Source organism: Streptomyces sp. NPDC043176, from assembly GCF_056436715.1.
Genome location: NZ_JBWKCA010000031.1, coordinates 18,319 through 44,450 on the forward strand (window position 1 = coordinate 18,319; position 26,132 = coordinate 44,450).

The following is a 26,132-nucleotide window of genomic DNA, read 5'->3' on the forward strand; positions in this document are numbered from 1 at the left end:
CATGAACGCAGGAAGCCCGGCCACCAGCCGGCCCGCACCGCCCAAAGGCGTCCTGTACCGACTCGGACACTGGTGCGCCCGCCGTTTCCTCGTCGTCATCGCCCTGTGGCTCGCGGCCGTCGCGGGCCTCCAGGTCCTCGACCGGGCCGTCGGCGGGCAGTTCTCCGACAACTTCGCGCTCCCGGGCGTGCAGTCGGCGGACGGCCTCGCCGTCCTCCAGGCCCACGACCCCGCGGCCGGTGGCTACGGCGCCCAGGTCGTCCTGAACCGGCCCTCCGGCCCGCTCACCGACGAGGCGACGGCCGTCAACGACGCCGTCGCCGCCCTCGCGAAACTCCCCGACGTCCTCAGCGTCCAGAACCCGCTGCCGCCGCCCGGGACCACCCCGCCCTCCCTCCCCGCCGGCACCCCCAACGTCGGGCCGCTCTCCACCGACGGCAAGACGGCGTACATCACCATGCGCTTCAGCGTGACGCCCTCCACCCTCGGCAGCGACTACCTGAACGGCGTCGACACGGCCGTGCAACCGCTGAGGGACGCCGGCGTCACCGTCGAGTACGGCGGCCCGCTCGGCGAGCTCGCCCGTCCGGCGGCCGACGACCGCACCAGCGAGGCGATCGGCTTCGCCGTCGCGATCCTCGTCCTCCTCATCGGCTTCGGCAGCGTCATCGGCGCCGTCATGCCCCTGGTCACCGCACTCCTCGGCGTGCTCTGCGGGCTCGCCCTGCTCGGCCTCGCCGCCGCCGCCTTCACCTTCGGCACGGTCTCACCCACGCTCGCCACCATGATCGGCCTCGGCGTCGGCATCGACTACGCGCTGTTCCTCATCACCCGCCACCGCCAGAACCTCATGAACGGCCACGATCCCGCCGACTCGGCCGGCCTCGCGACCACCACCAGCGGCCGCGCCGTCCTCGTCTCCGGCTGCACGGTCATCATCGCCCTCTCCGGCCTGTGGGTCTCCGACGTCACCTTCATCGGCAAACTCGGCCTCGCCGCGGCCTTCACCGTGGTCACCGCCGTCCTCGCCGCGCTCACCCTGGTCCCGGCCATGCTCGGACTCGTGGGCCGCCGCATCGACCGCTACCACGTCCGCAAGCCCGTGGCCGAGACCGACGCCGAGCCCGGCGCCCCCGCGCACGGCACCTGGCACCGGTACGCCCTGCGGGTGCAGAAGCGCCCCTGGTGGTTCCTCGGCGGCGGCGTCATCGTCCTGCTGATCCTGGCCTTCCCCCTGCTCTTCATCCAGCTCGGCCACATCGGCGACGGCGCCGACCCCAAGTCCTTCACGGACCGCCGGGCGTACGACCTGATCTCCACCGCTTTCGGGCCGGGCGCGAACGGGCCGCTGACCGTCGTCGTCGACCAGTCCGCCGTGCCCTCCTCCGACCGGGCCGCACTCGCCACCAAGCTCCAGCAGTCGCTGACCGGCGTCCCGGACGCCGCCTACATCACCCCGCTGCAGCCCACCCCCGACGGCGACGTCCTCATCGGCACCGCGTACTCCGTGGCCTCGCCGCAGGACGAGAAGACCACCCAGCTGACCGACCACCTCGTCGACGACGTCCTGCCGCAGGCGGTCGCCGGCACCGACGCGCAGACCTACGTCACCGGCACCACCGCCGCCCAGGTCGACTTCCTCGACATCGTCTCCAGCCGGCTGCCCCTCATCATCGCCGTCGTCGTGGGCCTGGCCTTCTTCGTCATCCTGATCGTCTTCCGAGGTCTGCTGGTGGCGGTGAAGGCGGCCGTGCTCAACGTGCTCTCCATCGCCGCCTCGTACGGCGTGGTCGTCGCCGTCTTCCAATGGGGCTGGGGAGGACCCGCGCTCGGCGTCTCCGGCAAGGTGCCCATCGAGAGCTACGTCCCCATGATGATGTTCGCCATCGTCTTCGGACTGAGCATGGACTACGAGATCTTCCTGCTCTCCCGCGTCCGCGAGGCCTGGCTGCGCACCGGGGACCCCGAGGCCTCGGTGGCCCACGCCCTGGAGATCACCGCCCGGGTCATCACCTGCGCCGCCCTCATCATGGTCAGCGTCTTCGCGGCCTTCGTCGTCTCCGACAACATCGTCGTCAAGATGCTCGGCCTCGGCCTCGCCGCCAGCGTCCTCATCGACGCCACCGTCGTCCGCCTGCTCCTCGTCCCCGCCGTCATGACGCTCCTCGGCGCCCGTGCCTGGTGGATCCCCCGCTGGCTGGACCGGGCTTTGCCCCACCTCGACACCGAGGGCGAGGGCGAGGTCGAACCGGAACCGGTCGCGGCCGCGAAGCGCTGAACCCGGCGAGGCGCGGGGGAGCCGCCGGGCGGCCGGCGCCCGCCCGCGATGATGAGGGCATGAAGACACTCGCCGAAGTGGACGAACTGGCGGCCCGGGCGCATGCCGGGCAGACCGACAAGGTGGGAGTGCCGTACGTCGAGCACGTCCGTGCGGTGGCCGCGGGCCTGGAACCGCTCGGGGCGCACCTGGCCATGGCCGGACTGCTGCACGACGTCGTGGAGGACACCGGGTGGACGGTGGAGCGGCTTCTGGCGGCGGGAGTTCCCGCGCGGGTCGTCGCCCTCGTGGACGCCGTGACGAACCGGCCCGGGACGGCGTACGAGGAGAAGATCCGCCGCATCACGGAGGACCCCGAGGCGACGCTCGTGAAGATCGCGGACAACGCGCACAACAGCCGCGCGGACCGGGCCGCCGGGCTGCCGCCCGAGCAGCGGGAGCGGCTCGCCGCCAAGTACCGCGCGGCGCGACGGGAGTTGTGGGCGGCGGCCGACGCCGAGCACATCACGACGATCCTCCGGGTGGTCAACCCGGAGCTCCTGGAGGAGCTCACCCCCTGATGTGACGGGGGTCACGGGAACCGGCCCGCGGGGCCGGACAGGCGAGAGAAGTGAACATCGACCTGCGCGCGCGCATCCGGGACGGAGACCCCTCGGCCTTCGCCGAACTCTTCGACTCCTCCTCACGGAGCGTCTACAACCACGCCTTCCGGCTCACCGGCGACTGGTCGGTCGCCGAGGACGTCATGGCGGCGACCTTCATGGAAGCCTGGCGGCTCCGGGGAAAAGTGGACCCCGAAGGGGGTTCCGTACGGCCCTGGCTGCTCGGCGTCGCCACCAACGTCGCCCGCAACCACTGCCGGGGCAACCGCCGTTACCGGGCCGCCGCCGCCGCGTACGCCGCGGCCGGCCCGTCCGGGGCCTCGGTGCCCGACCACGCCTCCGAGGTCGCCGGCCGGATCGACGACCGCCTCCGCATCGCGGCCACCCTGCGGGCGCTCGGCACGCTCCGCCGCACCGAGCGCGAGGTCCTCGTGCTCTGCCTGTGGGAGGGCCTCGCCTACACCGAGGCCGCCGAGGCCCTCGGCGTCCCCGTCGGGACCGTCCGCTCCCGGCTCTCCCGCGCCCGCACCAAACTCCGCACCGCGGCGGAGAAGGAACTCGTCCGCGAGAAACGGGAACCCGCCCCCCGCCCCCGACAGACAACAGGTGATCGCGTGAACGCGGTCCGGCCCGCGCAGGAGGGAACCCGATGAACCCCGAACCGAACCCGCCCCGAACGGCGAACCGGCAGGAGAACGGAGACCTCCCGGCGATCGAGGAGCACGACCTTCCTCCGGGCCGCCACCAGTTCCACAAGGAGCGCCTGATGAACCGGATCCACGACGACCGCCTCGCCGCCGCCGCCCGCCCCGCGCGCAACCCCTTCCTGCGCAAGGCGATCCTCCTCCCGGCCGCGACCGCCCTCGCCGGCGCGCTCGCCGTCGGCGTCCTCGTCCTCACCCCCGGCGGCGCCACCGGCCCCGCCGACCGCGCCACCGGCCCCGCCCTCACCACCTCGATCGGCACCGCGGACGCGCACGGCGCACCCGGCTTCCTCGACCGGATCTCGCTCGCCGCCGCCGAGGCGGACGCCCCGCAGGGCCGCGCCGGCCAGTACGTCTACATCGAGACGCGGGCCGCGAACACGTACGTGAAGACCGTCGACGGCAAGAGCGGCCTCGTCAGCACGCCGCTGCACACCCGGCAGACCTGGCGGTCCCCCGACGGCCTCAAGGGCTGGCTGATCGAGCCCGGCACCACCGGCCCCGAGGGGATCACCCTCGAAGGCCGCGACGAGCAGGGCGACATCCCGACGCCGCACCTCGGCGCGCCCTCGCACGACTACCTCGCCGGCCTCCCCACCGACCCCGACGCACTCCTGCGGAAGATCTACAAGGAGACGGAAGGGCAGGGCAACGGCAAGGACCAGGAGGCCTTCACCACCATCGGCGACCTGCTCGTCGAGAGCTGGCCGTCCCCGCAGCTGACGGCCGCGCTCTACAAGGCCGCCGCGAAGATCCCCGGCGTCGTCCTGGTCGACAGCGCCACCGACGCCGCGGGCCGCAAGGGCGTCGCGGTCGCACGGCTCGACGAGGTCGGCGGACAGCGCACCGAATGGATCTTCGACCCCAGGACGTACACCTTCCTGGGGGAGCGCACCGTCCAGGTGAAGGGCGACGGCGGCGAGGGCGGCCTCATCAAGCCGGGCACCGTCGTCTACACCCACGCCGTCATGGTCCGGGCCTTCGTGGACGACATCAAGGCCACCCCGTAACGGCTCAGCCCTGCCGGGCCGACAGCCAACCGCCCAGCTCCGTGGGGCGGTTGGTGATGATCCCGTCCACCCCGAGCGCGTCGAGCTCCTTCCAGCGCGCCGGGCGGTCGACCGTCCAGACGTTCACCGCCACGCCCGCCGCGTGCAGCTCGGAGACGACCGCCGGGCGGGCGGCGAGCGCCGTGTCCGAGACGTTGTACGCGGAGAGGTCCAGCTCCTCGGCCAGCGCGACCGGGTCCGCGTCCAGCTGGACGCGGAGCAGGCCGATCGGCAGTTCGGGCGCGAGCTCGTGCGCGTGCTTCAGCGACGGGACGTCGAAGCTCTGCACGAAGACCCGGTCGCCCATGTCCTGCTCGCGGACGTCCCGCACGATGCGGGCGACCTGGGCGCGGGTGTGCGCGCCCTTGATCTCCAGGAGGAGGTTCCCGCCGCGCTCGCGCAGGTCCGCCAGCTGGGCGGCGAGCGTCGGGACGCGCACCCCGGCGTACGCGGGCGCGAACCAGGACCCGGCGTCGAGCGCGTCCAGCTGGGCGGCGGTCAGGGACCGGACCCGGCCCGTGCCGTCGGTCGTCCGGTCGACGGTCGTGTCGTGGAGGATGTACGGCACGCCGTCCTTGCTCGGCTGGACGTCGTTCTCGATCCACTTCGCGCCGCCCCGGCGGGCCACCTCGTCCGAGACCAGGGTGTTCTCGGGAGCCGCGGACGGCGCGCCCCGGTGGGCGATCACGATCAGCGGCGCCCCCGCCCGGCGGAGCCAGGAAGCCGAGCCGTTCGCGTCGTCCGCCGCGGGCACCGCCGGGCGGGGCGCGGACCGCGACGGCGGTGCGGCGACCACGAACGCCGTGGCGACGGCGGCCACGCCGAGCACCGTCGTGGCGAGGGCGGCGTTCCTGCGGCGCCGCGACCGGGGTGCGGACGGATGGGCGTCTCTCATGAGCGGACACCCTACGCGGCCGGACACCCCGCCTCGGCGCAGGCCCGCGGGGACTCCCCGCGAGATCGCGCGTCCGGTCCGCGCCCGGCCGCCGGAGCGCCGGCGACACGACGCGCCGCGCAAGCCCCTCGCCGATTCGTCCGGGTCTGCGGCATGGTGGGAGGCGGGCCCGGAGCCGTGCCATCGGGGGACCACGGCTGGGGCGTGAGAGTCGGGGGAGACTCATGGACACCGGTACGGGACGTGGGCCGGAAGGTGGCGCGGTGGCCACCGGGACCGGCCGGGAGACCGCACGGAGGCAGACGGCCGAGCGCGGCCGCGGCGTTCTCGAAGGGGCGTTCGCGCTGCTCGACGCCTTGCGCCGGAGCGGCGACGAGGCCGGCGTGACCGAGCTGGCGCTCGCCTGCGGCGTACCCAAGGGCAGCGTGCACCGGCTGCTCGACCAGCTGGTCGGGGTCGGCGCGGTCGAACGCAGGGGCAACCGCTACCGCGTCGGCCCGCAGCTCTACCGCCTCGGCCTGGCCTGGGAGCCGCACCCCGGCCTGGTGCCCGCCGCCCGGCTGCCGCTCCAGCGGCTCCGGGCCGTCACCGGCGCCACCGTGGTCCTCGCCGTGATGCGCGAGGAGATGGCCATCACGGTGAGTTCGGCGCCGGGAGACCTGGAGCCGCTGCTGCCGGTGCGGGACGGCATCGCCTTCCGCCTCGACACCGCCGCCGGAAAGGCCCTGCGCGGCCCCCTCAGGGGCGGGGCGGTCCTGGACCGCGAGGACGTGATGGAGGGGGTGTGCTGCGCCTCGCTGCCGGTCCGCGCCCCGGACGGACGCACCGTCGCCGCCCTCGCCGGCATGGTCCCGGCCGGCCGGCGGCTCGACGCGCTCGCCCAGGCCGTCGCCGAGGCCGGCGCCGCGATCACCCGTGCGCTCACCCGGGGCGGACAGCGAAGACCGGTCCCGTCGACCGCCCTCGTGCCCTGAGGACCCCCGGCGAAGCACGGATTCGCGGGCCCGTTCCGTCCAGCGGAACGCGCGTAGAACAGGACCGGTCCGGCCGGGCACAGTAAGTGTCGTGCCGGGGGGAAACGGCACACCGGCCCCGCCGAAGAGGGCGGACCGGAAAACACGTCACACGAGTGACCCGATGTGTGGGGGGACCACATGCGCAAGAACCGAGCCGTCCGACTGGCCGCCACCGCCCTGCTCGGACTCGGCACCGTCGGCGCCTTCGCCGGCACCGCGCACGCCGAGCCGATCGACTACGTGAAGATCGAGCTCTTCGAGCTGCACTGCCAGCAGAACAGCGAGGGCGACCACGACGAGGCCTACCTCAAGATCACCGACGCCAACGGCAACGCCGTCAAGGTCTGGCCGGGCAACGGCATCAGCTACCAGACGATGGGCTCCGGCTACGTCCGCTCCATGGCCGACGGCAACGGCAACGCGGCCCTCATCCTCGGCCGCGAGCAGGCCCGGACCCTGACCCTCTGGGACAAGGACACCTTCGGCGGCGACGACAAGCTGGGCTCCACGCTCGTCACCGGCAGCGAGGTCGGCGCCGAGACCCAGTGGCGCACCGTCGAGGGCTCCGGCGGCGTCTACGTCATCGGCTACCGGGTCGTCGACATCTGATCGGCGGTCACCCCACGGGGAAGGGCCGTGCCGGGCGACCGGCACGGCCCTTCCCCGCTGCCGGATCAGTCGCCGTCGGGCGCGAGCAGCTCACCCGAGCGCGCCACCCGCGCGTACCACCGCGCGCTCGACTTCGGCGTGCGCTCCAGCGTGTCGTAGTCCACCCGGACCGCCCCGAACCGCTTCGCGTAGCCGTAGGCCCACTCGAAGTTGTCGAGCAGCGACCACAGGAAGTAGCCGCGCACGTCCACCCCGTCGGTCATCGCCCGGTGCACGGCCTCCAGGTGCGCGTGCACATAGGCGGCGCGCTGCGGGTCGTGGACCGTGCCGTCCTCGCCGACGACGTCCTCGTACGCCGCCCCGTTCTCGCTGATCACCAACGGGAGTTCGGGGTACGCGGCGGAGACCCGGGTCAGCAGGTCGTACAGGGCCCCGGGGTCGACCGCCCAGCCCATCGCCGTCGGCTCGCCCGGCGCCCGGTGGAAGGCCACCGAGTCCGCGCCCGGCCACGGCGAGTACGCGCTGTTGCCGTGACCGTCGTCCTGCGGCTTCTCCGCCCCCTCCGGGACGTGCGAGACGACCGTCGGCGTGTAGTAGTTGATCGCGAGCAGGTCCAGCGGCTGCTTCGCCGTGGCGGTGTCGCCGTCCCGGACGAAGGACCAGTCCGTCAGCTGCGCGGTGTCGGCGAGCAGGTCCTCCGGATAGGCGCCCTCCAGCATCGGGCCGAGCCAGACGCGGTTGCCGACGGCGTCGATGCGGCGGACCGCGTCGAGGTCCTCGGCGGAGCCGGTCAGCGGCCGCACCTCGTGCAGGTTGAGCGAGACCGCGATCTGCCGGTCCGCCGGCAGCGAGGCCCGCAGCGCCTGGACGGCGAGGCCGTGCCCGAGGTTGAGGTGGTGGGCGGCGCGCAGCGAGGCCACCGCGTCGGTGCGGCCCGGGGCGTGGACCCCGGAGCCGTACCCCAGGAAGGCGCTGCACCACGGCTCGTTGAGCGTGGTCCACCGCCGGACGCGGTCGCCGAGGGCGTCGGCGACGATCCCCGCGTACTCGGCGAACCGCTCGGCGGTCGCGCGCTCCGGCCAGCCGCCCGCGTCCTCCAACTCCTGCGGCAGGTCCCAGTGGTAGAGCGTCAGAGCCGGCTCGATCCCGGCGCCGAGCAGCTCGTCGACGAGCGCCCGGTAGAAGTCCAGGCCCTTCTGGACGGCCGGCCCCCGCCCGGTCGGCTGCACCCGGGACCAGGAGACGGAGAACCGATAGGCGTTCAGCCCGAGTTCGGACATGATGCCGACGTCTTCGCGGAACCGGTGGTAGTGGTCCACGGCCACGTCACCGGTGTGGCCCTCGAAGACCTTGCCGGGGGTGTGCGAGAAGGTGTCCCAGATGGACGGGGTACGGCCGTCCTCCGCCGCCGCTCCCTCGATCTGGTACGCGGCGGTGGCCGCGCCCCAGAGGAAGTCGGGCGGGAACGAACGGGTCGCGGTGAGCGGCCGGGTTTCGGACGCGGTCATAGGAGAGCGCTCCCAACGCGGGTACGGGGTGGTTACGTGCGGAATTCGGGGTACGGGCCCGGCGGCGCCGGTCAGCTCTTGACGGCGCCCGCCGTGATGCCGCCCACGATGTGCTTGCCCAGGAAGGCGAAGACGAGCAGCAGCGGCACGGTGGATATCAGCGCGCCGGTCAGCACGACGGCGTGGTCCACGGTGTGGTTGCCCGCGCCCAGCCCGGCGAGCGCCACCTGAAGGGTGGGGCTGCCGTCCGGGGTGAGGGCGATGAACGGCCAGAAGAAGTCGTTCCAGGCCTGGACGAAGACGAGCATGCCGAGCACCGCCATCGCCGGACGGGCGATCGGGAACACCACGTGCCAGATGACCCGCAGGCTGTGCGCCCCGTCCATCCGGGCCGCCTCCACCAGCTCCATCGGCAGCGCCTCCACGAGGAACTGACGCATGAAGAAGACGCCGAAGGCCGCCACCAGCGAGGGCAGGACGACCGACTGGAGCTGGTCGAACCAGCCGAGGTCCGTGATGATCTGGTACAGCGGGATGACGCTGAGCTGCGGCGGGATCGTCATGGTGGCGACCACGAGGGAGAGCAGCATCCCGCGGCCCCGGAACGGCAGTTTGGCGAACGCGAAACCGGCGAGCGTGGAGAACAGCACGGTGGACAGGGCCACCAGGCTCGCCACGATCGTGGTGTTGATCAGCGCCTCGCCCATGTCGACCTGGTTCCAGGCGAAGCTCAGGTTGTCCAGGAGACGGTTGCCCGGCAGCAGCGGGGCCGGGGCTTCCACGACCCGCTCGCCCGTGTGGGACGCGGCGACCACGTTCCAGTACAGCGGGAAGAGCGAGACGAACGCGGCCACGGCGAGCAGCACGTACGTCAGCGGACCGGCGTGGTGCTGACGCCCGGCCGACGGGCCGAACCGGCGCGGCGGGCGGGCCGGGGCCGGTGCCGGGGTCTCGAGGGGCGAGGTGTCGAGTGTGCGGGCCATGAGGTCAGCCCCCCAGCTTCTTGCGGTTGGAGCGGGACACGAGCGCCTGGACGCCGCCGAGCAGGAGCAGGAGCAGGAGCATGACCCAGGCGATCGCGGATGCCTGGCCCAGCGCGCCGGTCACCCAGCCCTTCTCGTACATCAGCAGGCTCAGCGTCTGGAACTGGTTGCCGCTGCCGCCGCTGATGCCGACGCTGCCGCCGAAGAGCATCGGCTCGCCGAAGAGCTGGGTGGCGCCGATGGTGGAGACGATGATCGTGAAGAGGATCGTCGGCCGGATGGAGGGGATGGTGACGCTGACGAACTGGCGCCAGCGCGACGCCCCGTCCAGCGAGGCCGCCTCGTAGAGGTCCTGGGGCACGGCCTGCATGGCGGCCAGGTAGATCAGCGCGTTGTAGCCCGTCCAGCGCCAGGTGACGATCACCGAGATCGCGATCTGCGCCGGCCACTTGGACGACTCCCAGTTCACCGGGTCGAAGCCGAACCAGCCCAGGAAGCCGTTGATCATGCCGTAGTCGGTGTTGAACAGCTGGGCGAAGACCAGGGTCGCCGCCGCGATCGAGGTGGCGTACGGGGCGAGGATCGCGACCCGGAAGAAGCCCCGGCCGCGCAGCTTGTAGTTGAGCAGGTGCGCCAGACCCAGCGCCATGAGCAGCTGCGGAACGGTCGATATCACCCCGATGGTGAAGGTGTTGAGGAGCGCGTTCCAGAAGAACTCGCTGGTCGCGAGGTCGGTGTAGTTCTCCAGGCCCTTCCACGTCGGGTCGCCGCCGAGCTCGACCCGGTTGAGCGAGAGCCAGCCGGTGTAGAGCAGCGGGAAGAGGCCGAAGGCCGCGAAGGTGAGGAAGAAGGGGGCGACGAAGACGTACGGGATCGCCTTGAGGTCCCAGCGGTACAGCGTGCTGCGCCAGCCGCCCCCGGAGGAGCGGTGGCCGCGGGGGCCGGTGGAGGGCGGTGCGGCGGGCGGCGGGGAGCCGTCGGGCCTCGCCCGAACGGAGGTGGCCACGGGGGCGTCCTTCCAGGTCGATGCGTGCGGTGGTGCGGACGGTGCCGGCCCGCCGCCCGGCAGGCGGCGGCGGGCCGGCGCGTGGTCCCCGCTACTGGTCGATCTTGTCGTCGACCAGCTTCTTGACGTTCTCCCAGGCCTTGGCCGGGTCGGTGCCGCGCTGCTCGATGTCGAGGATGCCGTTGTCGGTGAGGAAGGTCTTCACCTGGCCGTCGTAGCGGCTGATGACGGCGGGGGTGATGCCGGCCGCCGCGCTGGAGAAGATCTTGCCGACCGGGGTGTCGCCGAAGTACGGCAGCTTGGCGTCCTGGACCGTCGAGGAGGCGAGCGTGTCCTTGGACGAGGGGATGTTGCCGTTGACCGCGAAGACCTTCGCGTGCTGCTCGGGGGCGGTCAGCCAGGCCGCGAGTTCGGCGGCCTCCTTGGTGTGCTTGCCGGCCTTGGGCACGGCGAGGAAGGAGCCGCCCCAGTTGCCGGCGACGGGCGGTGCGGCGATGTCCCACTTGCCCTGGTTGGCGGGGCCGGCCTGGTCCTTGATGATGCCGGTCATCCAGCTCGGGCAGGCGACGGTGGCGAACTTCGAGTTCTTGAAGGCCGCGTTCCAGGTGCCCTTCTCGTCGAACTGGCGGAGCTTGGCGGTGAGGCCGCTCTGGGCCGCCTTGACGGCGGTGTCCCAGGCCTTCTTCACGCCGGGGCTGTTCTCCCAGTCGAGTTCGCCGCTGGTGTTGGCGTACTGCACCGGGTCGCTGGAGACGACGGCGTTGAAGAGGCCGCTCGCGGAGTCGTGGAAGGCGGTGCCGGCGGGCGCGGCGGCCTTGTACTTCTCGCCGGTCTCGATGAACTTGGCCCAGTCGCCGGCCCACAGCTTGGCGACCTCCTCACGCGCGGTGGGGAGCTTGGCCTTGGCGAAGAGGTCCTTGTTGTAGCAGATGGCCATGGGGCCGATGTCGGTGCCGAGCGCGATGACCTTGCCGTCGGCGGTGGTCGCCTGCTTGACCTTCCAGTCGAGGAAGTCGGCCGTGTTCGCGCCGCCCTCCTTGCCCAGGTCGACCCACTTGCCCGCCATGGCGGTGCCGGTGGCCTCGGCGATGTAGCCGACCTCGACGGCCTGGATGTCGGCCACGCCGCTGTTCTGGGCGAGGCGCAGCTTGAGGGTGTCCCAGTACTTCTGACCGTCGGAGACGTTCGACTCCTCGATCTTGATGTTCGGGTGGAGCCGCTCGTACTCGGCGTAGAGCTTCGCGCCGGTCTTGTTGTCGTAGCCGAAGGAACCGAACGTCCCGATCCGCAGGGTGATCTTCTCGGTGCCCTGGTTGCTCGTGCCGCCCTTGCCGCCGGCGTCGTCGTCACCGCCGCAACCGGTGAGCAGGGTCGTGCCGGTCACGACGACGGCGACCGCCGCGATCGCCGCACGGCGTCCGCGTCTGCTGCTGGAAGTGCGCATTCCACTCTCCTCGTCCAAGGTGGTGCTCGTTGTGCGCCATGAGGCCCGGCCGGCGGATCGCGGCTCGGCGGCTGCCCTGCAGGGCCTGATGCAGGCTGTGTGCGTCCCGGATGGGAGCGCTCCCACGTCGTTGCCGGAAGGTTGCTGCCTGGCGGGTACGAGTGTCAAGACATGAACGCGGATTCGTTACCGGAAGGTTTTCCGGGGGATTCGCGCCGCCCTGCGGCAACACGGCCGTCATCTCCTGAACGCAGACGCGTGGCGCGCCGGGACGGCCGTGGACTAGTGTGGGAGCGCTCCCATCCCTGCGTGGCCGTGGTGAGCAGCGCGTTGTCCTACGAGGGGAGTTCGGGAGTTGTGAACGGACGGCAGAGCGGCAGACCCACCCTGGAGCAGGTAGCGGCCCGGGCCGGGGTCGGCCGGGGCACGGTCTCCCGGGTCATCAACGGCTCCCCGCGGGTGAGCGAGCAGACCAGGACGGCCGTCGCCAGAGCCGTCGCCGAACTCGGCTACGTACCCAACCAGGCCGCCCGCGCCCTGGCCGGCAGCCGTACGGACGCGATCGCGCTCGTCATCCCCGAGGCGGAGGCCCGCCTCTTCGCCGAGCCCTACTTCCTCGACCTCATCCGGGGCGTCAGCGCCGAACTCGCCGAGGCCGACAAGCAGCTCCTGCTCACCCTGGTCCGCAGCGAGCAGGAGCGGCAGCGGTTCGAGCAGTACCTCGCGGCCCAGCGCGTCGACGGGGTGCTCCTCGCCTCCGTGCACGGCGACGACCCGCTGCCCGAGCGCATCCGGGAACTGGGTCTCCCGGTCGTCATGAACGGACGCCGCTCCGAGGCCGAACCCGTGCCGTACGTGGACTCCGACAACATCGGGGCGGGCCGGGCCGCCGTCGCCCACCTCGTGGCGCGCGGCCGGAGCAGGATCGCGACCGTCACCGGACCGCTGGACATGTACGTGGCGCGCGCCCGGCTCGGCGGCTACCGGGCCGGCCTCACCGAGGCGGGCTTCGCGCCCGACGAGGAACTCGTCTCCGCGGGCGACTTCACCGAGGCGGGCGGCCGGCGGGCCATGCGGCTGCTGCTCGACCGGCGCCCCGACCTGGACGCCGTCTTCGCCGCGTCCGACGTGATGGCGGCCGGGGCGCGCGGTGTGCTGCGGGAGGCGGGCCGCCGGGTGCCCGAGGACGTGGCCCTCGTCGGCGTCGACGACTCGCCGGTGGCGCGCCTGATGGACCCGCCGCTGACGAGCGTGCGGCAGCCCATCGAGGAGATGGGGCGCACGATGGCGCGGATGCTCATCCAGGAGATCCAGCAGGACGGGGCCACGCCGGAGGAGCGACGCAGGACGGTGCTGCCGACCGAGCTGATCGAGCGTTCCTCCTGCTGAGCGCGGGCACGCCGGAGCCCCGCGGGACGATCCGTCCCGCGGGGCGTTCGCGTGCGTGCTCCCGGGCCGGCCGGACCTGCGGGGTCCGGCCGGCCGCGGGGCCCGTGCGGTGGGTGTTACAGCGCCGGGTGGGCGTTCTTCAGGAGCTCCTGGAACTGCGCCGAGAACCACTTGCCGGAGAGCGGCGCGTTCGGCAGCGCGCCCGACATGCTGTTCCCGTTGCGGGCGTTGCCCGTGTACGTCGGGTCGCACATCCGGTCGAAGCCCTTGCCCTCGTCGTTCGGGATCTCCGCGGAGGCGCCGTCGGACTCGCCCGGGGGCTTCATCCACACGTAGGCGTCGATGCCCGCGGCGGGGGCCGCCTGGGGCCGCTCGCCGAGGCCCGCGCCGGACTGGTTGCACCAGTTGCCGAGGTGGATGCGGCGGTCGTAGCGGCCGCCGTTCACGTAGGTGTCGACGCTGGTCAGCGCTCCCGGTCCGGTGGGCCGGGCGGTGCCGCCCCAGCCGTTGCGGGAGGTGTCGATCAGCATGCCGAGGTTGCTCTCGAAGCCGATCGAGACCAGCTTGGCGCGCATCGCCTGGGCGTACGACAGCTCGTCGGTGTAGCGGTTCCAGTCGACCCACTTCGACTGGCGCACGGAGGTGCCGTTGACGCTGTCGTTGATGGTGAAGTGGTCCTCCTTCAGGGCGCTGTAGTTGGCGGTGTTGACGATGAAGCCGTGCACGTTGGAGACCGTGGAGCCCTCGGCCGTGGCGGCCTGCTTGAACAGCTCGGCGGACGGGCCGAAGTTGTCGTCCCAGCCCAGCCAGCCGTGGTGACCGGCGTCGATGTAGTTGTAGACGTTGCCGATCGAGCCGAGCTTCTTGAGCGCGTAGCCGACGCCGGTGATGTAGTTGCCGTTGGCCTTCATGACGTCGCAGTTGGCGGTGGCCGTCGGACGCCCGGAGACGTTGGTGACGAGGTTGGGCAGCGAGTCGATCTCGACCGTGGTGACGATCCGCAGGCCCGCGTACTTGGAGTCGGCGAGGATCGCGGCGATCGGGTCGATGTACTCGGTCTTGTAGCGGTTGATCTCGGTCGGGCCCAGCTCGCCGTTGGAGGCGAGCGCGGCACAGTCGCGGCCGGGCAGGTTGTAGATGACGAGCTGGACGACGAGCTCGCCGGAGCCCTTCTGCTCCAGGGCCTTGTCGAGGTGGGCGCGCAGGCCCATCGAGGTGCTCGAACCGTTGATGGCGGCGATCCGGTCGAGCCAGACGCCGGTGGGCTGGTTGGAGACCTTGGTGCCGCCGGGCTCGGCCGCGGCCTTGGCGGACCACTCCGGGTTCACGTACACCTTGGCGCCGGCGTACGGGTTGTCGGCCTTGGTCCCGGGCGGCGGCGTGGTCGGGGGAGTGGTGGGCGGGGTGGTCGGCGGCGTGGTGGGAGGCGTCGTCGGCTCGGTGGCGCCGTTGCAGACGACGCCGTTCAGCTTGAAGGTGGCCGGTACGGCGTTGGTTCCGCTGTAGGAGCCGTTGAAGCCGAAGGAGGTGGAACCGCCGGTGGCCAGCGTCCCGTTGTAGGAGACGTTCTTGGCGGTGACGTTGGCCCCGGACTGGGTGAGGGTGGCGTTCCAGCCCTGGGTGACCTGCTGGTTGCCGCCGTAGGTCCACTCGACGGTCCACGCGGCGACCGGGTCACCGGTGTTGGTGACGGTCACGTTGGCGCCGAAGCCGGTGTTCCACTGGTTGGTGATCTGGTAGTCGACCTTGCAGCCGGGGGTGGCCGCGCCGGCGGTGGTGCCGAAGACGGTGGCGGTGGCGCCGGTGGCGGTGATCAGGCCGAGTGCCGCCAGGAGGGCGGTGCGACTGGTGCTTCTGGTGCGGCTCATGCGGGGGAGGTTCCTTTCAGGGGGTGAGGTCGCGCAGGTGGTCGCGCAGCCCGATGCCGAATGCGGTGGGTGTGCCGTCGTACGAGGTGATCAGCGCGGGACCGGAGTTGCAGTTCCAGGTGTTCCAGGTCCAGCCCAGGTACGAGAGGCCGCGGTCGTCGAACCACTTCATGACGCGGTCGATGAACGCGTGTCCGCAGGTGTTCTCTCCGATCTCGCCCGCGAGGAGGGGAACCTTGGCGGCTACCGGGGCGAGGGTGTTGTTCCAGCACGTCTCGTCGGAACAGGTGTTGAAGTTGTAGACGTGCCAGGCGGCGGCCAGATTGGCGGCCGGGTCCGTGGGGGCGTACGTGAGCCACTGGCTGAGGTCGTTGGAGTACGCGATGCCCGGGACGAGGACGAGGTTCTTCGCTCCCGTGGCGCGGACCGCGTCCACCAGGTCCTGCATGCCGGCGACCTCGTAGCCGATGCCGGGGCAGGTGCCGCCGTCGCGCCAGCAGGACCACGCCTGTGCCGCGGTGGAGGTCGCCCGGTCCGGATAGGGCTCGTTGAACAGGTCGAAGACGACCCGCCGGTCGTTCTTGAAGGTGTTTGCCACCGAGGTCCAGAACGCCGGGGTGTACTGGGCGCCGGGCATCGGCTTCTGGCAGAAGGCGTGCACGCCGGCGCAGCCCGACGAGTTGCCGGTGTACTGGCCGTGGGTCCAGTGCAGTTCGACCACGGGGGTCATGCCGTGGGCGAGCACCTTGGCCACCAGGTCCTTGACCGCGTTGACGTAGTTCGCGCCGCGGTACTCGGGCTTGATGTTGTCCAGGCCGAGCCAGCACTCCTCGTTGAGGGGAATGCGGACCGTGTTGGCCTTCCAGTCGGCGATGGCCTTGACCGAGGCGTCGTCGACGGGACCGTCGAAGAAGCCGTAGCCCTGGACGCACATGAACTCGCCGCCGGAGCGGTTGACGCCGAGGAGGCGGCGGACCGCGCCGTTCTGGTCGGTGAACTTGTTCCCGGTCACGCCGAGTTCGGGCGCGCCGGAGGCGGGGGTCGGGGGAGGGGAGGTCGGGGGTGTGGTCGGGTCGGTGGGGGTCGGTGTGGGTGTCGTCGTCGACGGGGTCGGCGTCGGGGTGGGCGTGGGTCCTTCGGTGTCGCAGGGCGTGCCGTTGAGCGTGAACGCGGTGGGGGCCGTGTTGGTGCCGGTCCAGGAGGCGATGAAACCGCCCGTGACCTTCGCGCCCGTGGCGAGCGCCGCGTTCCAGCTCTCGTTCACGACCGTGACGGAGGCCCCGGACTGGGACCATTTGCCGCCCCAGCCCTGACTGACGACCTGGCCGGCCGGGAAAGCGAAGCCGAGGCTCCAACCGTTCAGCGCGGCGCTGTTGTTGGTGAGGGTGACGGCACCCTGGTAGCCGCCGGCCCACTGACCGACGACCGAGTACTCCACCGTGCAGGCGGGTGCGGCCGCTGCTCCGGAGGCCGTACCCACGACGGCGAAGGCGGTGCTCGCCATCGTGAGCGCCGCTCCTGCGAGCAGCGCGGACAGACGTGGGGGATGTCGCATGAGCGAGTCCTCACAGCGAGGGCACACCCCTGATGGTGTGCCGACTGGATGGAACCGCTCCCACTGGTCGGGCAGACCGTAGCGCCAACTGCCGCCAAGCAAAAGAGGGGTTGGGTAAATTTCCCTGTCATCCGCCTTCGACTCTTCACACACCTTGACGCCGTTGCGGCTCAACTGCACAGTGGGAGCGCTCCCACTGGTTCAGGGCTTGTCCCCGCAAGCCCTTCTCGCTCTTCGCACCCCCATCCTTCCGAGCCGCGAGGAGAACCACCCGCATGCCACGACCACCCGTACGCCGACCACGCCGGCAGCTGACCGCGCTGGCCGCGGCGCTCTCGCTTCCCCTCGGCCTCACGGCCGTCGGCGCCACCACGGCCCAGGCCGCCGCCGTCCAGTGCAGCGTCGACTACAAGACGAACGACTGGGGTTCCGGCTTCACCGCCGAACTCACGCTGACCAACCGGGCGACGACCGCGCTCGACGGCTGGACCCTCACGTACTCCTACGCCGGTGACCAGAAGGTCACCAACGGATGGAACGGCGTCTGGTCCCAGTCCGGCAAGAACGTCACGGTGACCAACGCGTCCTGGAACGGCACCCTCGCCGCGGGCGCCGCCACCACCACCGGCGCCCAGTTCACCTACAGCGGGACCAACGCCGCCCCGACCGCCTTCGCGGTCAACGGCACCTCCTGCACCGGGGCCCACCAGCCGCCCGTCGCCGTCCTGACCAGCCCCACCGCGGGCGCCGTCTACACCGCGGGCGACGCGGTGCCGCTCGCCGCCACCGCCGCGGCGGCCGACAGCGCCACCGTGAGCAAGGTGGAGTTCTACAGCGACACCACGCTCCTCGGCACCGACACCACCGCGCCCTTCACCCACAGCGCGACCGGCCTCGCCACCGGCGCCCACTCCCTCTACGCCAAGGCCTACGACAGCCTCGGCGCCTCCGCCGAGTCGGCGCCCGTCGGCATCACCGTCGCCGCGGGACCCGCGCTGGTCGCCTCCCCGACCCAGCTCGGCGTACGCCAGGGCGCCACGGGCACCTTCGACCTGAAGCTGTCCACCGCCCCGACCGCGAACGTCACGGTGAGCGTCGCCCGCACCTCGGGCAACACCAACCTCACCGCGACCCCGGCGACCCTCACCTTCACCCCGGCGAACTGGAACACCGCCCAGAAGGTGACCGTCGCGGCCGCGGCCACCGGCACCGGCTCCGCCGTCTTCGCCGCGACCGCCCCCGGCCACGCCAAGGCCGAGGTCACCGTGGCCCAGCTGGCCGCGGACTCCACGTACGACGCCCGCTTCCTCGACCTGCACGGGAAGATCACCAACCCGGCCAACGGCTACTTCTCACCCGAGGGCATCCCGTACCACTCCGTCGAGACCCTGATCGTCGAGGCACCCGACCACGGGCACGAGACGACCTCGGAGGCGTACAGCTACCTCATCTGGCTCCAGGCCATGTACGGCAAGATCACCGGCGACTGGACCAAGTTCAACGGCGCCTGGGACACCATGGAGAAATTCATGATCCCCACCCACGCCGACCAGCCCACCTCCTCCTCCTACAACGCCTCCAAGCCGGCGACGTACGCCCCCGAGTGGGACCTCCCCTCGCAGTACCCGGCGAAGCTCGACTCCGGCGTGACCTCGGGCTCCGACCCGATCGCCGCCGAACTCAAGAGCGCCTACGGCACCGACGACATCTACGGCATGCACTGGATCCAGGACGTCGACAACGTCTACGGCTTCGGCAACGAGCCCGGGAAGTGCTCCGCCGGACCGACGGCGACCGGCCCCTCGTACATCAACACCTTCCAGCGCGGCCCCCAGGAGTCCGTCTGGGAGACCGTCACCCACCCCACCTGCGACAGGTTCGCCTACGGCGGCAAGAACGGCTACCTGGACCTCTTCACCGGGGACGCCTCGTACGCCAAACAGTGGAAGTACACCAACGCCCCCGACGCCGACGCCCGCGCCGTCCAGGCCGTCTACTGGGCCGACCTCTGGGCCAAGCAGCAGGGCAAGGGCGGACAGGTCAGCACGACCGTCGGCAAGGCCGCCAAGATGGGCGACTACCTGCGGTACGCGATGTTCGACAAGTACTTCAAGAAGGTCGGCGACTGCGTCGGCCCCACCGCCTGCCCCGCAGGCACCGGCAAGGACAGCGCGCACTACCTGATGTCCTGGTACTACGCCTGGGGCGGCGCCACCGACACCTCCGCCGGCTGGTCCTGGCGGATCGGCTCCAGCCACGCCCACGGCGGCTACCAGAACCCGCTCGCCGCCTACGCGCTCAGCACCTACGCCCCGCTGAAGCCCAAGTCGGCGACGGGCGCCGCGGACTGGGCGACCAGCCTCGACCGGCAGCTGGAGTTCTACCGCTGGCTCCAGTCGAACGAGGGCGCCATCGCGGGCGGCGCCACCAACAGCTGGCAGGGCCGCTACGCCACCCCGCCGGCCGGCACCCCCACCTTCCACGGCATGTACTACGACGAGAAGCCCGTCTACCACGACCCCGCGTCCAACCAGTGGTTCGGCTTCCAGGCCTGGTCCATGGAGCGGGTCGCGGAGTACTACCAGCAGACCGGTGACGCCGAGGCGAAGACCGTCCTCGACAAGTGGGTCTCCTGGGCGCTGTCCAAGACCACGATCAACCCGGACGGCACCTACCGCGTCCCCTCCACCCTCCAGTGGTCCGGCGCGCCCGACACCTGGAACGCGGCGAACCCCGGGGCCAACGCGGGCCTGCACGTCACCGTCGCCGACTACACCGACGACGTCGGCGTGGCCGCCGCCTACGCCAAGACCCTCACCTACTACGCGGCCAAGTCCGGCCACGCCGAGGCCAAGCGCGTCGCCAAGGCCCTCCTCGACGGCATGTGGAACCACCACCAGGACCCACTGGGCATCGCCGTCCCGGAGACCCGCGCCGACTACAACCGCTTCGACGACCCGGTCTACGTGCCGACCGGCTGGACCGGCGTCATGCCGAACGGCGACGCCGTGAACTCCTCGTCCACCTTCGCCTCGATCCGCTCCTTCTACGAGGACGACCCGGCCTGGCCCAAGATCGAGGCCTACCTGGCGGGCGGCGCCGCCCCCGTCTTCACCTACCACCGGTTCTGGGCCCAGGCGGACATCGCCCTGGCCATGGGCTCGTACGCGGAGCTGCTCGAATAACAGCCCGCCCCGCGAGAGCGGGCTCCGCGTACGACGAGGCCGGGCGGCCCCCTCCACGGGGTCCGCCCGGCCTTCGGCCGTTCCCGGCGCCCGTCCGGGGATCCATTGACGACGCCCGACTCCCGCTCCTACGTTCGCGTTCGGACATACGACCGCTGGTCGAAATTTCGAACACATCGAACGAGAGGGAACCCTGTGTCCCGGACCGAACGCACCACCCGCACCGCTCGTTTCACCCTCGATCCCGACTTCACCGTCGGCCCCGTCGATCCGCGCCTCTACGGCTCGTTCGTCGAGCACCTCGGGCGCTGCGTCTACACCGGCATCCACGAGCCCGGCCATCCCGCCGCCGACGAGGACGGACTGCGGGCGGACGTCCTGGAGCTGGTCCGCGAGCTGGGTGTGACCGCCGTGCGCTACCCCGGCGGAAACTTCGTCTCCGGCTACCGCTGGGAGGACGGCGTCGGCCCGGTCGACGAGCGGCCCCGGCGGCTCGACGTCGCCTGGCGCTCCACCGAGAGCAACCGGTTCGGCCTGGCCGAGTTCATGGCCTTCCTGCGGAAACTCGGCCCGCAGGCCGAGCCGATGATGGCGGTGAACCTCGGCACCCGCGGCATCGCGGAGGCCATGGACCTCGTCGAGTACGCCAACCACCCCGGCGGCACCGCACTCTCCGACCGCCGGATCGCGCACGGCGACAAGGACCCGTTCGGCATCCGGCTCTGGTGCCTCGGCAACGAGATGGACGGCACCTGGCAGACCGGCCAGAAGACCGCCGAGGAGTACGGCCGGCTGGCCGCGCAGACCGCCCGCGCCCTGCGTGGAATCGACCCGGGACTCGAACTCGTCGCCTGCGGCAGCTCCGCCCGGGACCTGCCGACCTTCGCCGCCTGGGAGGCCACCGTCCTGGCGGAGACGTACGAGGTGGTCGACCACGTCTCGCTGCACGCCTACTACGAGGAGGTCGACGGGGACCGCGACTCCTTCCTGGCCTCCGCCGTCCACATGGAGGCGTTCGTCGAGGAGGTGATCGCCACCTGCGACCACGTGGGCGCCCGGCTCAAGTCGCCGAAGCGGCTGACCCTCTCCTTCGACGAGTGGAACGTCTGGTACCAGCGGCGGCCCAACCCCCATCCCTTCGAGGACTGGCAGGAGGCCCCGCGCCTGCTGGAGGACGTGTACACGGTCACCGACGCCGTCGTCTTCGGCACCCTGGTGATCGCGCTGCTGCGGCACGCGGACCGGATCGCGGTGGCCTGCCTCGCCCAGCTCGTCAACGTGATCGCCCCGATCATGACCGAGCCCGGCGGCCCCGCCTGGCGCCAGACCACCTTCTTCCCCTTCGCGCAGGCCTCCCGGCACGGCCGCGGGACCGTCCTGGACGTGCGCGTGGCCTCGCCGACGTACCCCACGGAGCGGTACGGGGACGTCCCGCTGCTGCATGCCACGGCCGTGCGCGGCGAGGACGGCGGGGTGACGGTGTTCGCGGTGAACCGTGGCCGGAACGCGCCCCTGCCGCTGGAGGTGACCCTGCGGGGGTTCGGTCTGGGCCGGGTCGTCGAGCACAGCGCGCTCGCCGACGAGGACCCCGAGGCCCGCAACACCCTGGACGAGCCGGAGCGGGTCGTGCCGCACCCCGTGGCGGGTGCGGAGCTGGTGGACGGGGTGCTGCGGGCCGTCCTCGAACCCATGTCGTGGAACGTCATCCGGCTGGCCTGACGGGCCCATTGTTGAATCCTTTCATCACGGGGCCCGCGACGCCGGCTTCGAAGCGCTTCGAAAGATCCTGCCCGAGGCGTTGACGTGGCTGGCCGCCCACCCTACTTTGTCCCAGCAAGCGCTTTCCTGAAACGTTCTAATAACGCGCGGAGGACGAACTGTGCGTACTCAAGGCACTGTTGACCGTCGGAGCCTGCTGAAGGTCGCCGGCAGCTCCCTTGCGGCTCTCGGCCTGACCGCGGCGGGATGCGGCACCGGCTCCGGCTCGGGAGACGGCACCGTCACCATCCGGTACACCTGGTGGGGCTCCGACGACCGGGCCAAGCGGATCAACCAGTCGATCGCCCTCTTCGAGAAGAAGTTCCCGAAGATCAAGGTCAAGACCGACTTCCAGCCCTACGCCGACTTCTGGAAGAAGTTCAACACCCAGGCGTCGGGCGGCAACGCACCGGACGTCTTCCAGAACGCCATCGGCTTCCTGCGCAAGTACGACGCGAAGAACGTCCTCCTCGACCTGCGCGAGCAGGCCGAGGCGGGAAACCTCCGCCTCGACGGATTCCGGGCCGGCCTCGAGAAGTTCGGCGAGGTCGACGGCAGGCTGCTCGGCGTACCCGTCGGCAGCAACTCGATGGCCCTCGTCGTCGACCAGGCCGTCTTCACCAGGGCCGGCGTCACCCCGAAGCCCGGCTGGACCTGGGACGAGTACCACGCCGCCCTCGCCAGGATCCAGCAGAGCCAGGGCAGGGCCGGCGACGCCGGCCCGTACGGGATCATGTACCTCTACGACCTCTACCTGCGCCAGCAGGGCAAGGCGTTCTTCACCACCTCCGGCCTCGGCTTCACCGAGGCGGACCTCACGGACTGGTGGACCAAGGCCTACGAGCGCGTGAGGTCCGGCGTCTACGCCGACCCGAAGAAGACCATCCAGGCCAAGCCCAAGTCGGCGGTCACCGCCGAACTCGCGGGATCCGAGTTCACCTGGGACAACTTCGCCGTCCGCTACACCGCCGAGGGCAAGAGCACCTACGGCCTCGCCCCCATCCCCACCACGGACGGCCGCAAGACCGGCCAGTACCTCGGCTCCCTCATGCTCAGCGCCTCCAAGCGCACCGAACACCCCAAGGAGGCAGCCCAGTTCATCGACTTCATGGTCCACGACCCCGAAGTCGGCAGGATCATGGGCTACGACCGCGGCGTCCCGGCCACCGAGGCCCAGTTCCAGGCGTACGTGCCCACGGACGAGGTCGGCAAGCAGATCGCCGCCTACGAGAAGCAGCTCGTCGAGTCCCGCGTCCTGGAACCGATCACTCCGCACCCGGCCGGCGCCGACGTCTGCGAGGCCGCGTTCCTGCGGCTGGCCGAGGAGATGTCCCTGGGCAAGCGGCCCGTCGCGGACGCGGTGAAGCAGTACTTCGCCGAGGCCAAGACGGCGCTCTCCTCCTGATGGACACCGCCGTGACCCCCGCACCGACCCCCACGCCGGTCACCCGCCCCGCCGGGGAGACCGCGTCGGCGGGCCCCCCGGCCGGCGACGGACGCCCGCCCGGCCGCACCCGCACCAACAGGGCCCGCCGCGAGAACCTCGCCGGCTACCTCTTCATGTCCCCCTGGATCGCCGGCTTCCTCCTGCTCACCGCGGGGCCCATGGTCGCCTCGCTCTACTTCGCCTTCACCGACTACAACCTCTTCGACGCCCCGAAGTGGATCGGCCTCGACAACTTCACCGAGATGTTCGGCGACCCCCGCTGGCGCACCTCGGTCGAGGTCACCGGCTGGTACGTGCTGATCGGCACCCCGCTGAAACTGGCCGCAGCCCTCGGCGTCGCCCTGCTCCTCAACCAGAGCAGGCGCGGCCAGGGCTTCTACCGGGCCGCGTTCTACGCGCCCTCGCTCATCGGCGCCAGCGTCTCGATCGCCATCGTCTGGCGTGCCCTCTTCTCCGACGGCGCCGCCGTCGACCGCGGCCAGCAGCTCCTCGGCCTGGACCCCGGAGGCTGGATCGGCGACCCCGACCGGATCATCTACGCCCTGGTCGCCCTGACCGTCTGGCAGTTCGGCGCCCCGATGGTCATCTTCCTCGCCGGGCTCAAGCAGGTGCCGCGCGAGCTGTACGAGGCGGCGCAGGTCGACGGGGCGAGCCCGTGGAGCCGGTTCTGGCACATCACCCTGCCGATGATCTCCCCGGTGCTCTTCTTCAACGTGCTCCTGGAGACCATCCACTCCTTCCAGATCTTCGGCTCCGCCTACATCATCGGCAGCCAGGGCAACGCCTGCGGGCCGGCCGACGGCACGCTCGTCTACACCTGCTACCTCTACATCCAGGGCTTCGAGAACAGCCGGATGGGCCTGGCGTCGGCGATGGCCTGGATGCTGCTGCTCGCCGTCGGGCTGGTCACGGCGGTCCTTTTCTGGTCCCAGCGCCGCTGGGTGCACTACGAGGAAGGGGCCCGATGAGCCTCGCGACACGTGCCGCCACCGGGACCGGAGCGGAGACCACCCCACCGAACAGGACTCGGCGCACGGCGGGATCCCTCGCCTGGCACCTCGGCGCCCTCGCCGTCCTCGCCGTCATCCTCTACCCGGTGGTGTGGGTGATCGGCGGCTCCTTCAAACCGAACGACGAGATCGTCGGCAGCCTGGACCTCCTCCCCACCCACCCCGTCACCGAGAACTACCGGCGGCTCGCCGACGGCATCGCAGACATCCCCATCTCCACCTTCTTCGGCAACTCCCTCTTCCTCGCCGTCGGTTCGGTGATCGGCGTGGTCCTCTCCAGCTCGCTGGCGGCCTACGCCTTCGCCAAGATCGGCTTCGCCGGACGCGGGCTGCTCTTCACCCTGATGATCGGCACCCTGCTCCTGCCGTACCACGTGCTGCTCATCCCGCAGTACGTGCTCTTCCAGAAGCTCGAACTGATCAACACCTACACGCCGTTGCTGCTCGGCAAGTACCTCGCCACGGACGCCTTCTTCGTCTTCCTGATGCTCCAGTTCATGCGCGGGCTGCCGAAGGAGCTGGACGAGGCGGCCCGCCTCGACGGCTGCGGGCACCTGCGGACCTACTGGTCCATCGTGCTGCCGCTGTGCAGGCCCGCGCTCATCACCAGCGCGATCTTCACGTTCATCAACGCCTGGAACGACTTCATGGGCCCGCTGATCTACCTCAACGAACCCGAGAAGTACACGGTCTCGCTCGGCCTGAAGATGTTCGTCGACCAGGACGGCGTCGCCAACTACGGCGGCATGATCGCGATGTCGCTCGTGGCCCTGCTGCCGGTGATCGCCTTCTTCCTCGCCTTCCAGCGCTACCTCATCGACGGCATGGCCACCTCCGGACTCAAGGGATGAGCGCCCGCCCGCGGGGCCACCTCCTCGCCCGCTTCGGAGTCTTCGCCGAGTGCCTCCTCACCGGCGTGTGGATCGCCCTCGCCGCACTGCCGCTGGTGACGCTGCCCGCCGCGCTCGCCGCCGGCGCGGCACACCTGCGGCGCTCGACCGGAGACCACCCGGCGGGCGTGCGGTACTTCGCCGCCGACCTGCGCGCCGCCCTCCGGGGCGGAGGCTGGTCGACGGGCCTCGGCTACACGGCCGCGCTCGCCCTGGTGGGCGCCGACCTCGCCCTCGTACGAGCGCTGCCCGTGCCCGGCGGGCCCCCGACCGGGGCCCTCGCCGTCCTCGCGGCGCTCTGGCTGACGGTCGCCGTCCTCCGCGCCGCCACGGCCTGGCGCCCCGGCCTGCGCTGGCGGACCCTCCTCGGCCCCGCCGCCCGCCGCACCCTCCGCGACCCGGCGGGCTCCCTCCTCCTCGTCTGCGGCCTCGCGGTGATCGCCGCGTCCGCCTGGTTCTCCGCCCCGCTGGCGGCGCCGGCCCTCGGCGTCCTCGTCGCCGCCACCCTCGCGACCGAACACCGCCCGGCCGCGTGACCTCCGCGCCCCCGCCTCGTGGACCGCGCCCTGTGCGAGCCCCCGTGCCGCCGGGGCCGGCCCCACCGACCCCGTTGCGGGCCACCGTTCCGCCGGTGCCGCGCCCACCCCCGGGCTGCACCCGCGCCCCTGCGTCGTGGGCCGTCGTCCCTCCGGGCGGTGCCCACCCCCGCGCCCACCCCGTCGTGCGCGATCGTTCCGCCGGGTCGGCCCCCCGCGTCCCGCGCGTTGTGGCCCTCGTTCCGCTGGGGCGGTGCCCACCCGCAACCCCCTCGCCCCCGTTGTGGGCAATCGTTCCGCTGGTGCGGTGCCCACCCCCGCGCCTCCGCCCACCCCCGTTGTGGGCAATCGTTCCGCTGGGGCGGAACGGGTGGGCACAACGGACGGCGCCCCGTGCCGG

The 26,132-nt window shown here is 71.5% G+C and carries 20 protein-coding genes; 13 read left to right on the forward strand and 7 right to left on the reverse strand.

Annotation, left to right across the window (positions count from 1 at the left end):
• Position 1: 1 nt before the first annotated feature.
• The 4 genes from AC067A_RS33535 to AC067A_RS33550 are packed head-to-tail and all read left to right on the forward strand — an operon-like array spanning position 2 to position 4,594.
• Positions 2 to 2,278: an MMPL family transporter gene (locus tag AC067A_RS33535; RefSeq protein WP_479246854.1), complete on the forward strand. Its 2,277-nt coding sequence runs from the start codon at positions 2 to 4 to the stop codon at positions 2,276 to 2,278.
• A 59-nt stretch (positions 2,279 to 2,337) separates the two neighbouring features.
• Positions 2,338 to 2,838 carry an HD domain-containing protein gene (locus tag AC067A_RS33540; RefSeq protein WP_479246856.1) on the forward strand — a complete coding sequence of 167 codons (501 nt, stop codon included), beginning with the start codon at positions 2,338 to 2,340 and terminating at the stop codon, positions 2,836 to 2,838.
• A 50-nt stretch (positions 2,839 to 2,888) separates the two neighbouring features.
• Positions 2,889 to 3,533, forward strand: a complete 645-nt coding sequence (locus tag AC067A_RS33545) for an RNA polymerase sigma factor (protein WP_479246857.1) — start codon at positions 2,889 to 2,891, stop codon at positions 3,531 to 3,533.
• Positions 3,530 to 4,594 carry a CU044_5270 family protein gene (locus tag AC067A_RS33550; protein ID WP_479246859.1) on the forward strand — a complete coding sequence of 355 codons (1,065 nt, stop codon included), beginning with the start codon at positions 3,530 to 3,532 and terminating at the stop codon, positions 4,592 to 4,594. The genes AC067A_RS33545 and AC067A_RS33550 overlap by 4 nt, the downstream gene beginning before the upstream one ends.
• Positions 4,595 to 4,598: 4 nt before the next feature.
• Here the strand turns inward: AC067A_RS33550 and AC067A_RS33555 are convergent, their stop codons facing one another.
• The gene (locus tag AC067A_RS33555) at positions 4,599 to 5,528 is read right to left on the reverse strand and encodes a glycerophosphodiester phosphodiesterase (RefSeq protein WP_479246861.1); all 930 of its coding nucleotides are present in this window, start codon (positions 5,526 to 5,528) and stop codon (positions 4,599 to 4,601) included.
• 263 nt (positions 5,529 to 5,791) lie between these two features.
• Between AC067A_RS33555 and AC067A_RS33560 the strand changes: the two genes are divergently transcribed.
• Positions 5,792 to 6,502, forward strand: a complete 711-nt coding sequence (locus AC067A_RS33560) for an IclR family transcriptional regulator (RefSeq protein ID WP_479246863.1) — start codon at positions 5,792 to 5,794, stop codon at positions 6,500 to 6,502.
• Positions 6,503 to 6,682: 180 nt separating this feature from the next.
• Positions 6,683 to 7,153, forward strand: a complete 471-nt coding sequence (locus AC067A_RS33565) for a hypothetical protein (protein ID WP_479246865.1) — start codon at positions 6,683 to 6,685, stop codon at positions 7,151 to 7,153.
• Positions 7,154 to 7,218: 65 nt separating this feature from the next.
• On the opposite strand, the gene AC067A_RS33570 is transcribed toward AC067A_RS33565, so the two are convergent.
• From AC067A_RS33570 to AC067A_RS33585, 4 genes are all read right to left on the reverse strand, one after another.
• The gene (locus tag AC067A_RS33570) at positions 7,219 to 8,661 is read right to left on the reverse strand and encodes a GH1 family beta-glucosidase (RefSeq protein ID WP_479246867.1); all 1,443 of its coding nucleotides are present in this window, start codon (positions 8,659 to 8,661) and stop codon (positions 7,219 to 7,221) included.
• Between the two features lie 71 nt (positions 8,662 to 8,732).
• A complete protein-coding gene (locus AC067A_RS33575) occupies positions 8,733 to 9,644 on the reverse strand; it encodes a carbohydrate ABC transporter permease (protein ID WP_479246869.1) in 912 nt (303 codons plus the stop codon).
• Positions 9,645 to 9,648: 4 nt separating this feature from the next.
• Positions 9,649 to 10,650 (reverse strand): carbohydrate ABC transporter permease, encoded by a 1,002-nt coding sequence (locus AC067A_RS33580; protein WP_479246871.1) that lies wholly within the window; start codon positions 10,648 to 10,650, stop codon positions 9,649 to 9,651.
• A gap of 91 nt (positions 10,651 to 10,741) precedes the next feature.
• Positions 10,742 to 12,094, reverse strand: coding sequence for an ABC transporter substrate-binding protein (locus AC067A_RS33585; protein ID WP_479246873.1), 1,353 nt, complete (start codon positions 12,092 to 12,094; stop codon positions 10,742 to 10,744).
• 357 nt (positions 12,095 to 12,451) lie between these two features.
• Here AC067A_RS33585 and AC067A_RS33590 point away from each other — a divergent pair, with 357 nt between their 5' ends.
• The gene (locus AC067A_RS33590) at positions 12,452 to 13,483 is read left to right on the forward strand and encodes a LacI family DNA-binding transcriptional regulator (RefSeq protein WP_479246875.1); all 1,032 of its coding nucleotides are present in this window, start codon (positions 12,452 to 12,454) and stop codon (positions 13,481 to 13,483) included.
• A 116-nt stretch (positions 13,484 to 13,599) separates the two neighbouring features.
• Here the strand turns inward: AC067A_RS33590 and AC067A_RS33595 are convergent, their stop codons facing one another.
• Both AC067A_RS33595 and AC067A_RS33600 read right to left on the reverse strand, forming a co-directional pair.
• Complete coding sequence (locus AC067A_RS33595) at positions 13,600 to 15,351, reverse strand: glycoside hydrolase family 6 protein (RefSeq protein WP_479246877.1); 1,752 nt, start codon at positions 15,349 to 15,351, stop codon at positions 13,600 to 13,602.
• Between the two features lie 16 nt (positions 15,352 to 15,367).
• Complete coding sequence (locus AC067A_RS33600; protein WP_479246879.1) at positions 15,368 to 16,906, reverse strand: cellulase family glycosylhydrolase; 1,539 nt, start codon at positions 16,904 to 16,906, stop codon at positions 15,368 to 15,370.
• Between the two features lie 275 nt (positions 16,907 to 17,181).
• Between AC067A_RS33600 and AC067A_RS33605 the strand changes: the two genes are divergently transcribed.
• The 6 genes from AC067A_RS33605 (at position 17,182) to AC067A_RS33630 (ending at position 25,732) form a co-directional block, all read left to right on the forward strand.
• Entirely contained in the window at positions 17,182 to 20,091 is a 2,910-nt protein-coding gene (locus tag AC067A_RS33605) for a glycoside hydrolase family 48 protein (RefSeq protein WP_479246881.1), read from the forward strand.
• A gap of 195 nt (positions 20,092 to 20,286) precedes the next feature.
• Positions 20,287 to 21,810 (forward strand): arabinosylfuranosidase ArfA, encoded by a 1,524-nt coding sequence (arfA, locus tag AC067A_RS33610; RefSeq protein ID WP_479246883.1) that lies wholly within the window; start codon positions 20,287 to 20,289, stop codon positions 21,808 to 21,810.
• A 160-nt stretch (positions 21,811 to 21,970) separates the two neighbouring features.
• Positions 21,971 to 23,254 carry an ABC transporter substrate-binding protein gene (locus AC067A_RS33615; RefSeq protein WP_479246885.1) on the forward strand — a complete coding sequence of 428 codons (1,284 nt, stop codon included), beginning with the start codon at positions 21,971 to 21,973 and terminating at the stop codon, positions 23,252 to 23,254.
• The gene (locus AC067A_RS33620; protein ID WP_479246886.1) at positions 23,254 to 24,264 is read left to right on the forward strand and encodes a carbohydrate ABC transporter permease; all 1,011 of its coding nucleotides are present in this window, start codon (positions 23,254 to 23,256) and stop codon (positions 24,262 to 24,264) included. Before AC067A_RS33615 ends, AC067A_RS33620 begins: the two co-directional genes overlap by 1 nt.
• Complete coding sequence (locus AC067A_RS33625) at positions 24,261 to 25,157, forward strand: carbohydrate ABC transporter permease (RefSeq protein ID WP_479246887.1); 897 nt, start codon at positions 24,261 to 24,263, stop codon at positions 25,155 to 25,157. The genes AC067A_RS33620 and AC067A_RS33625 overlap by 4 nt, the downstream gene beginning before the upstream one ends.
• Entirely contained in the window at positions 25,154 to 25,732 is a 579-nt protein-coding gene (locus tag AC067A_RS33630; protein ID WP_479246889.1) for a hypothetical protein, read from the forward strand. The genes AC067A_RS33625 and AC067A_RS33630 overlap by 4 nt, the downstream gene beginning before the upstream one ends.
• Positions 25,733 to 26,132: the final 400 nt, after the last annotated feature.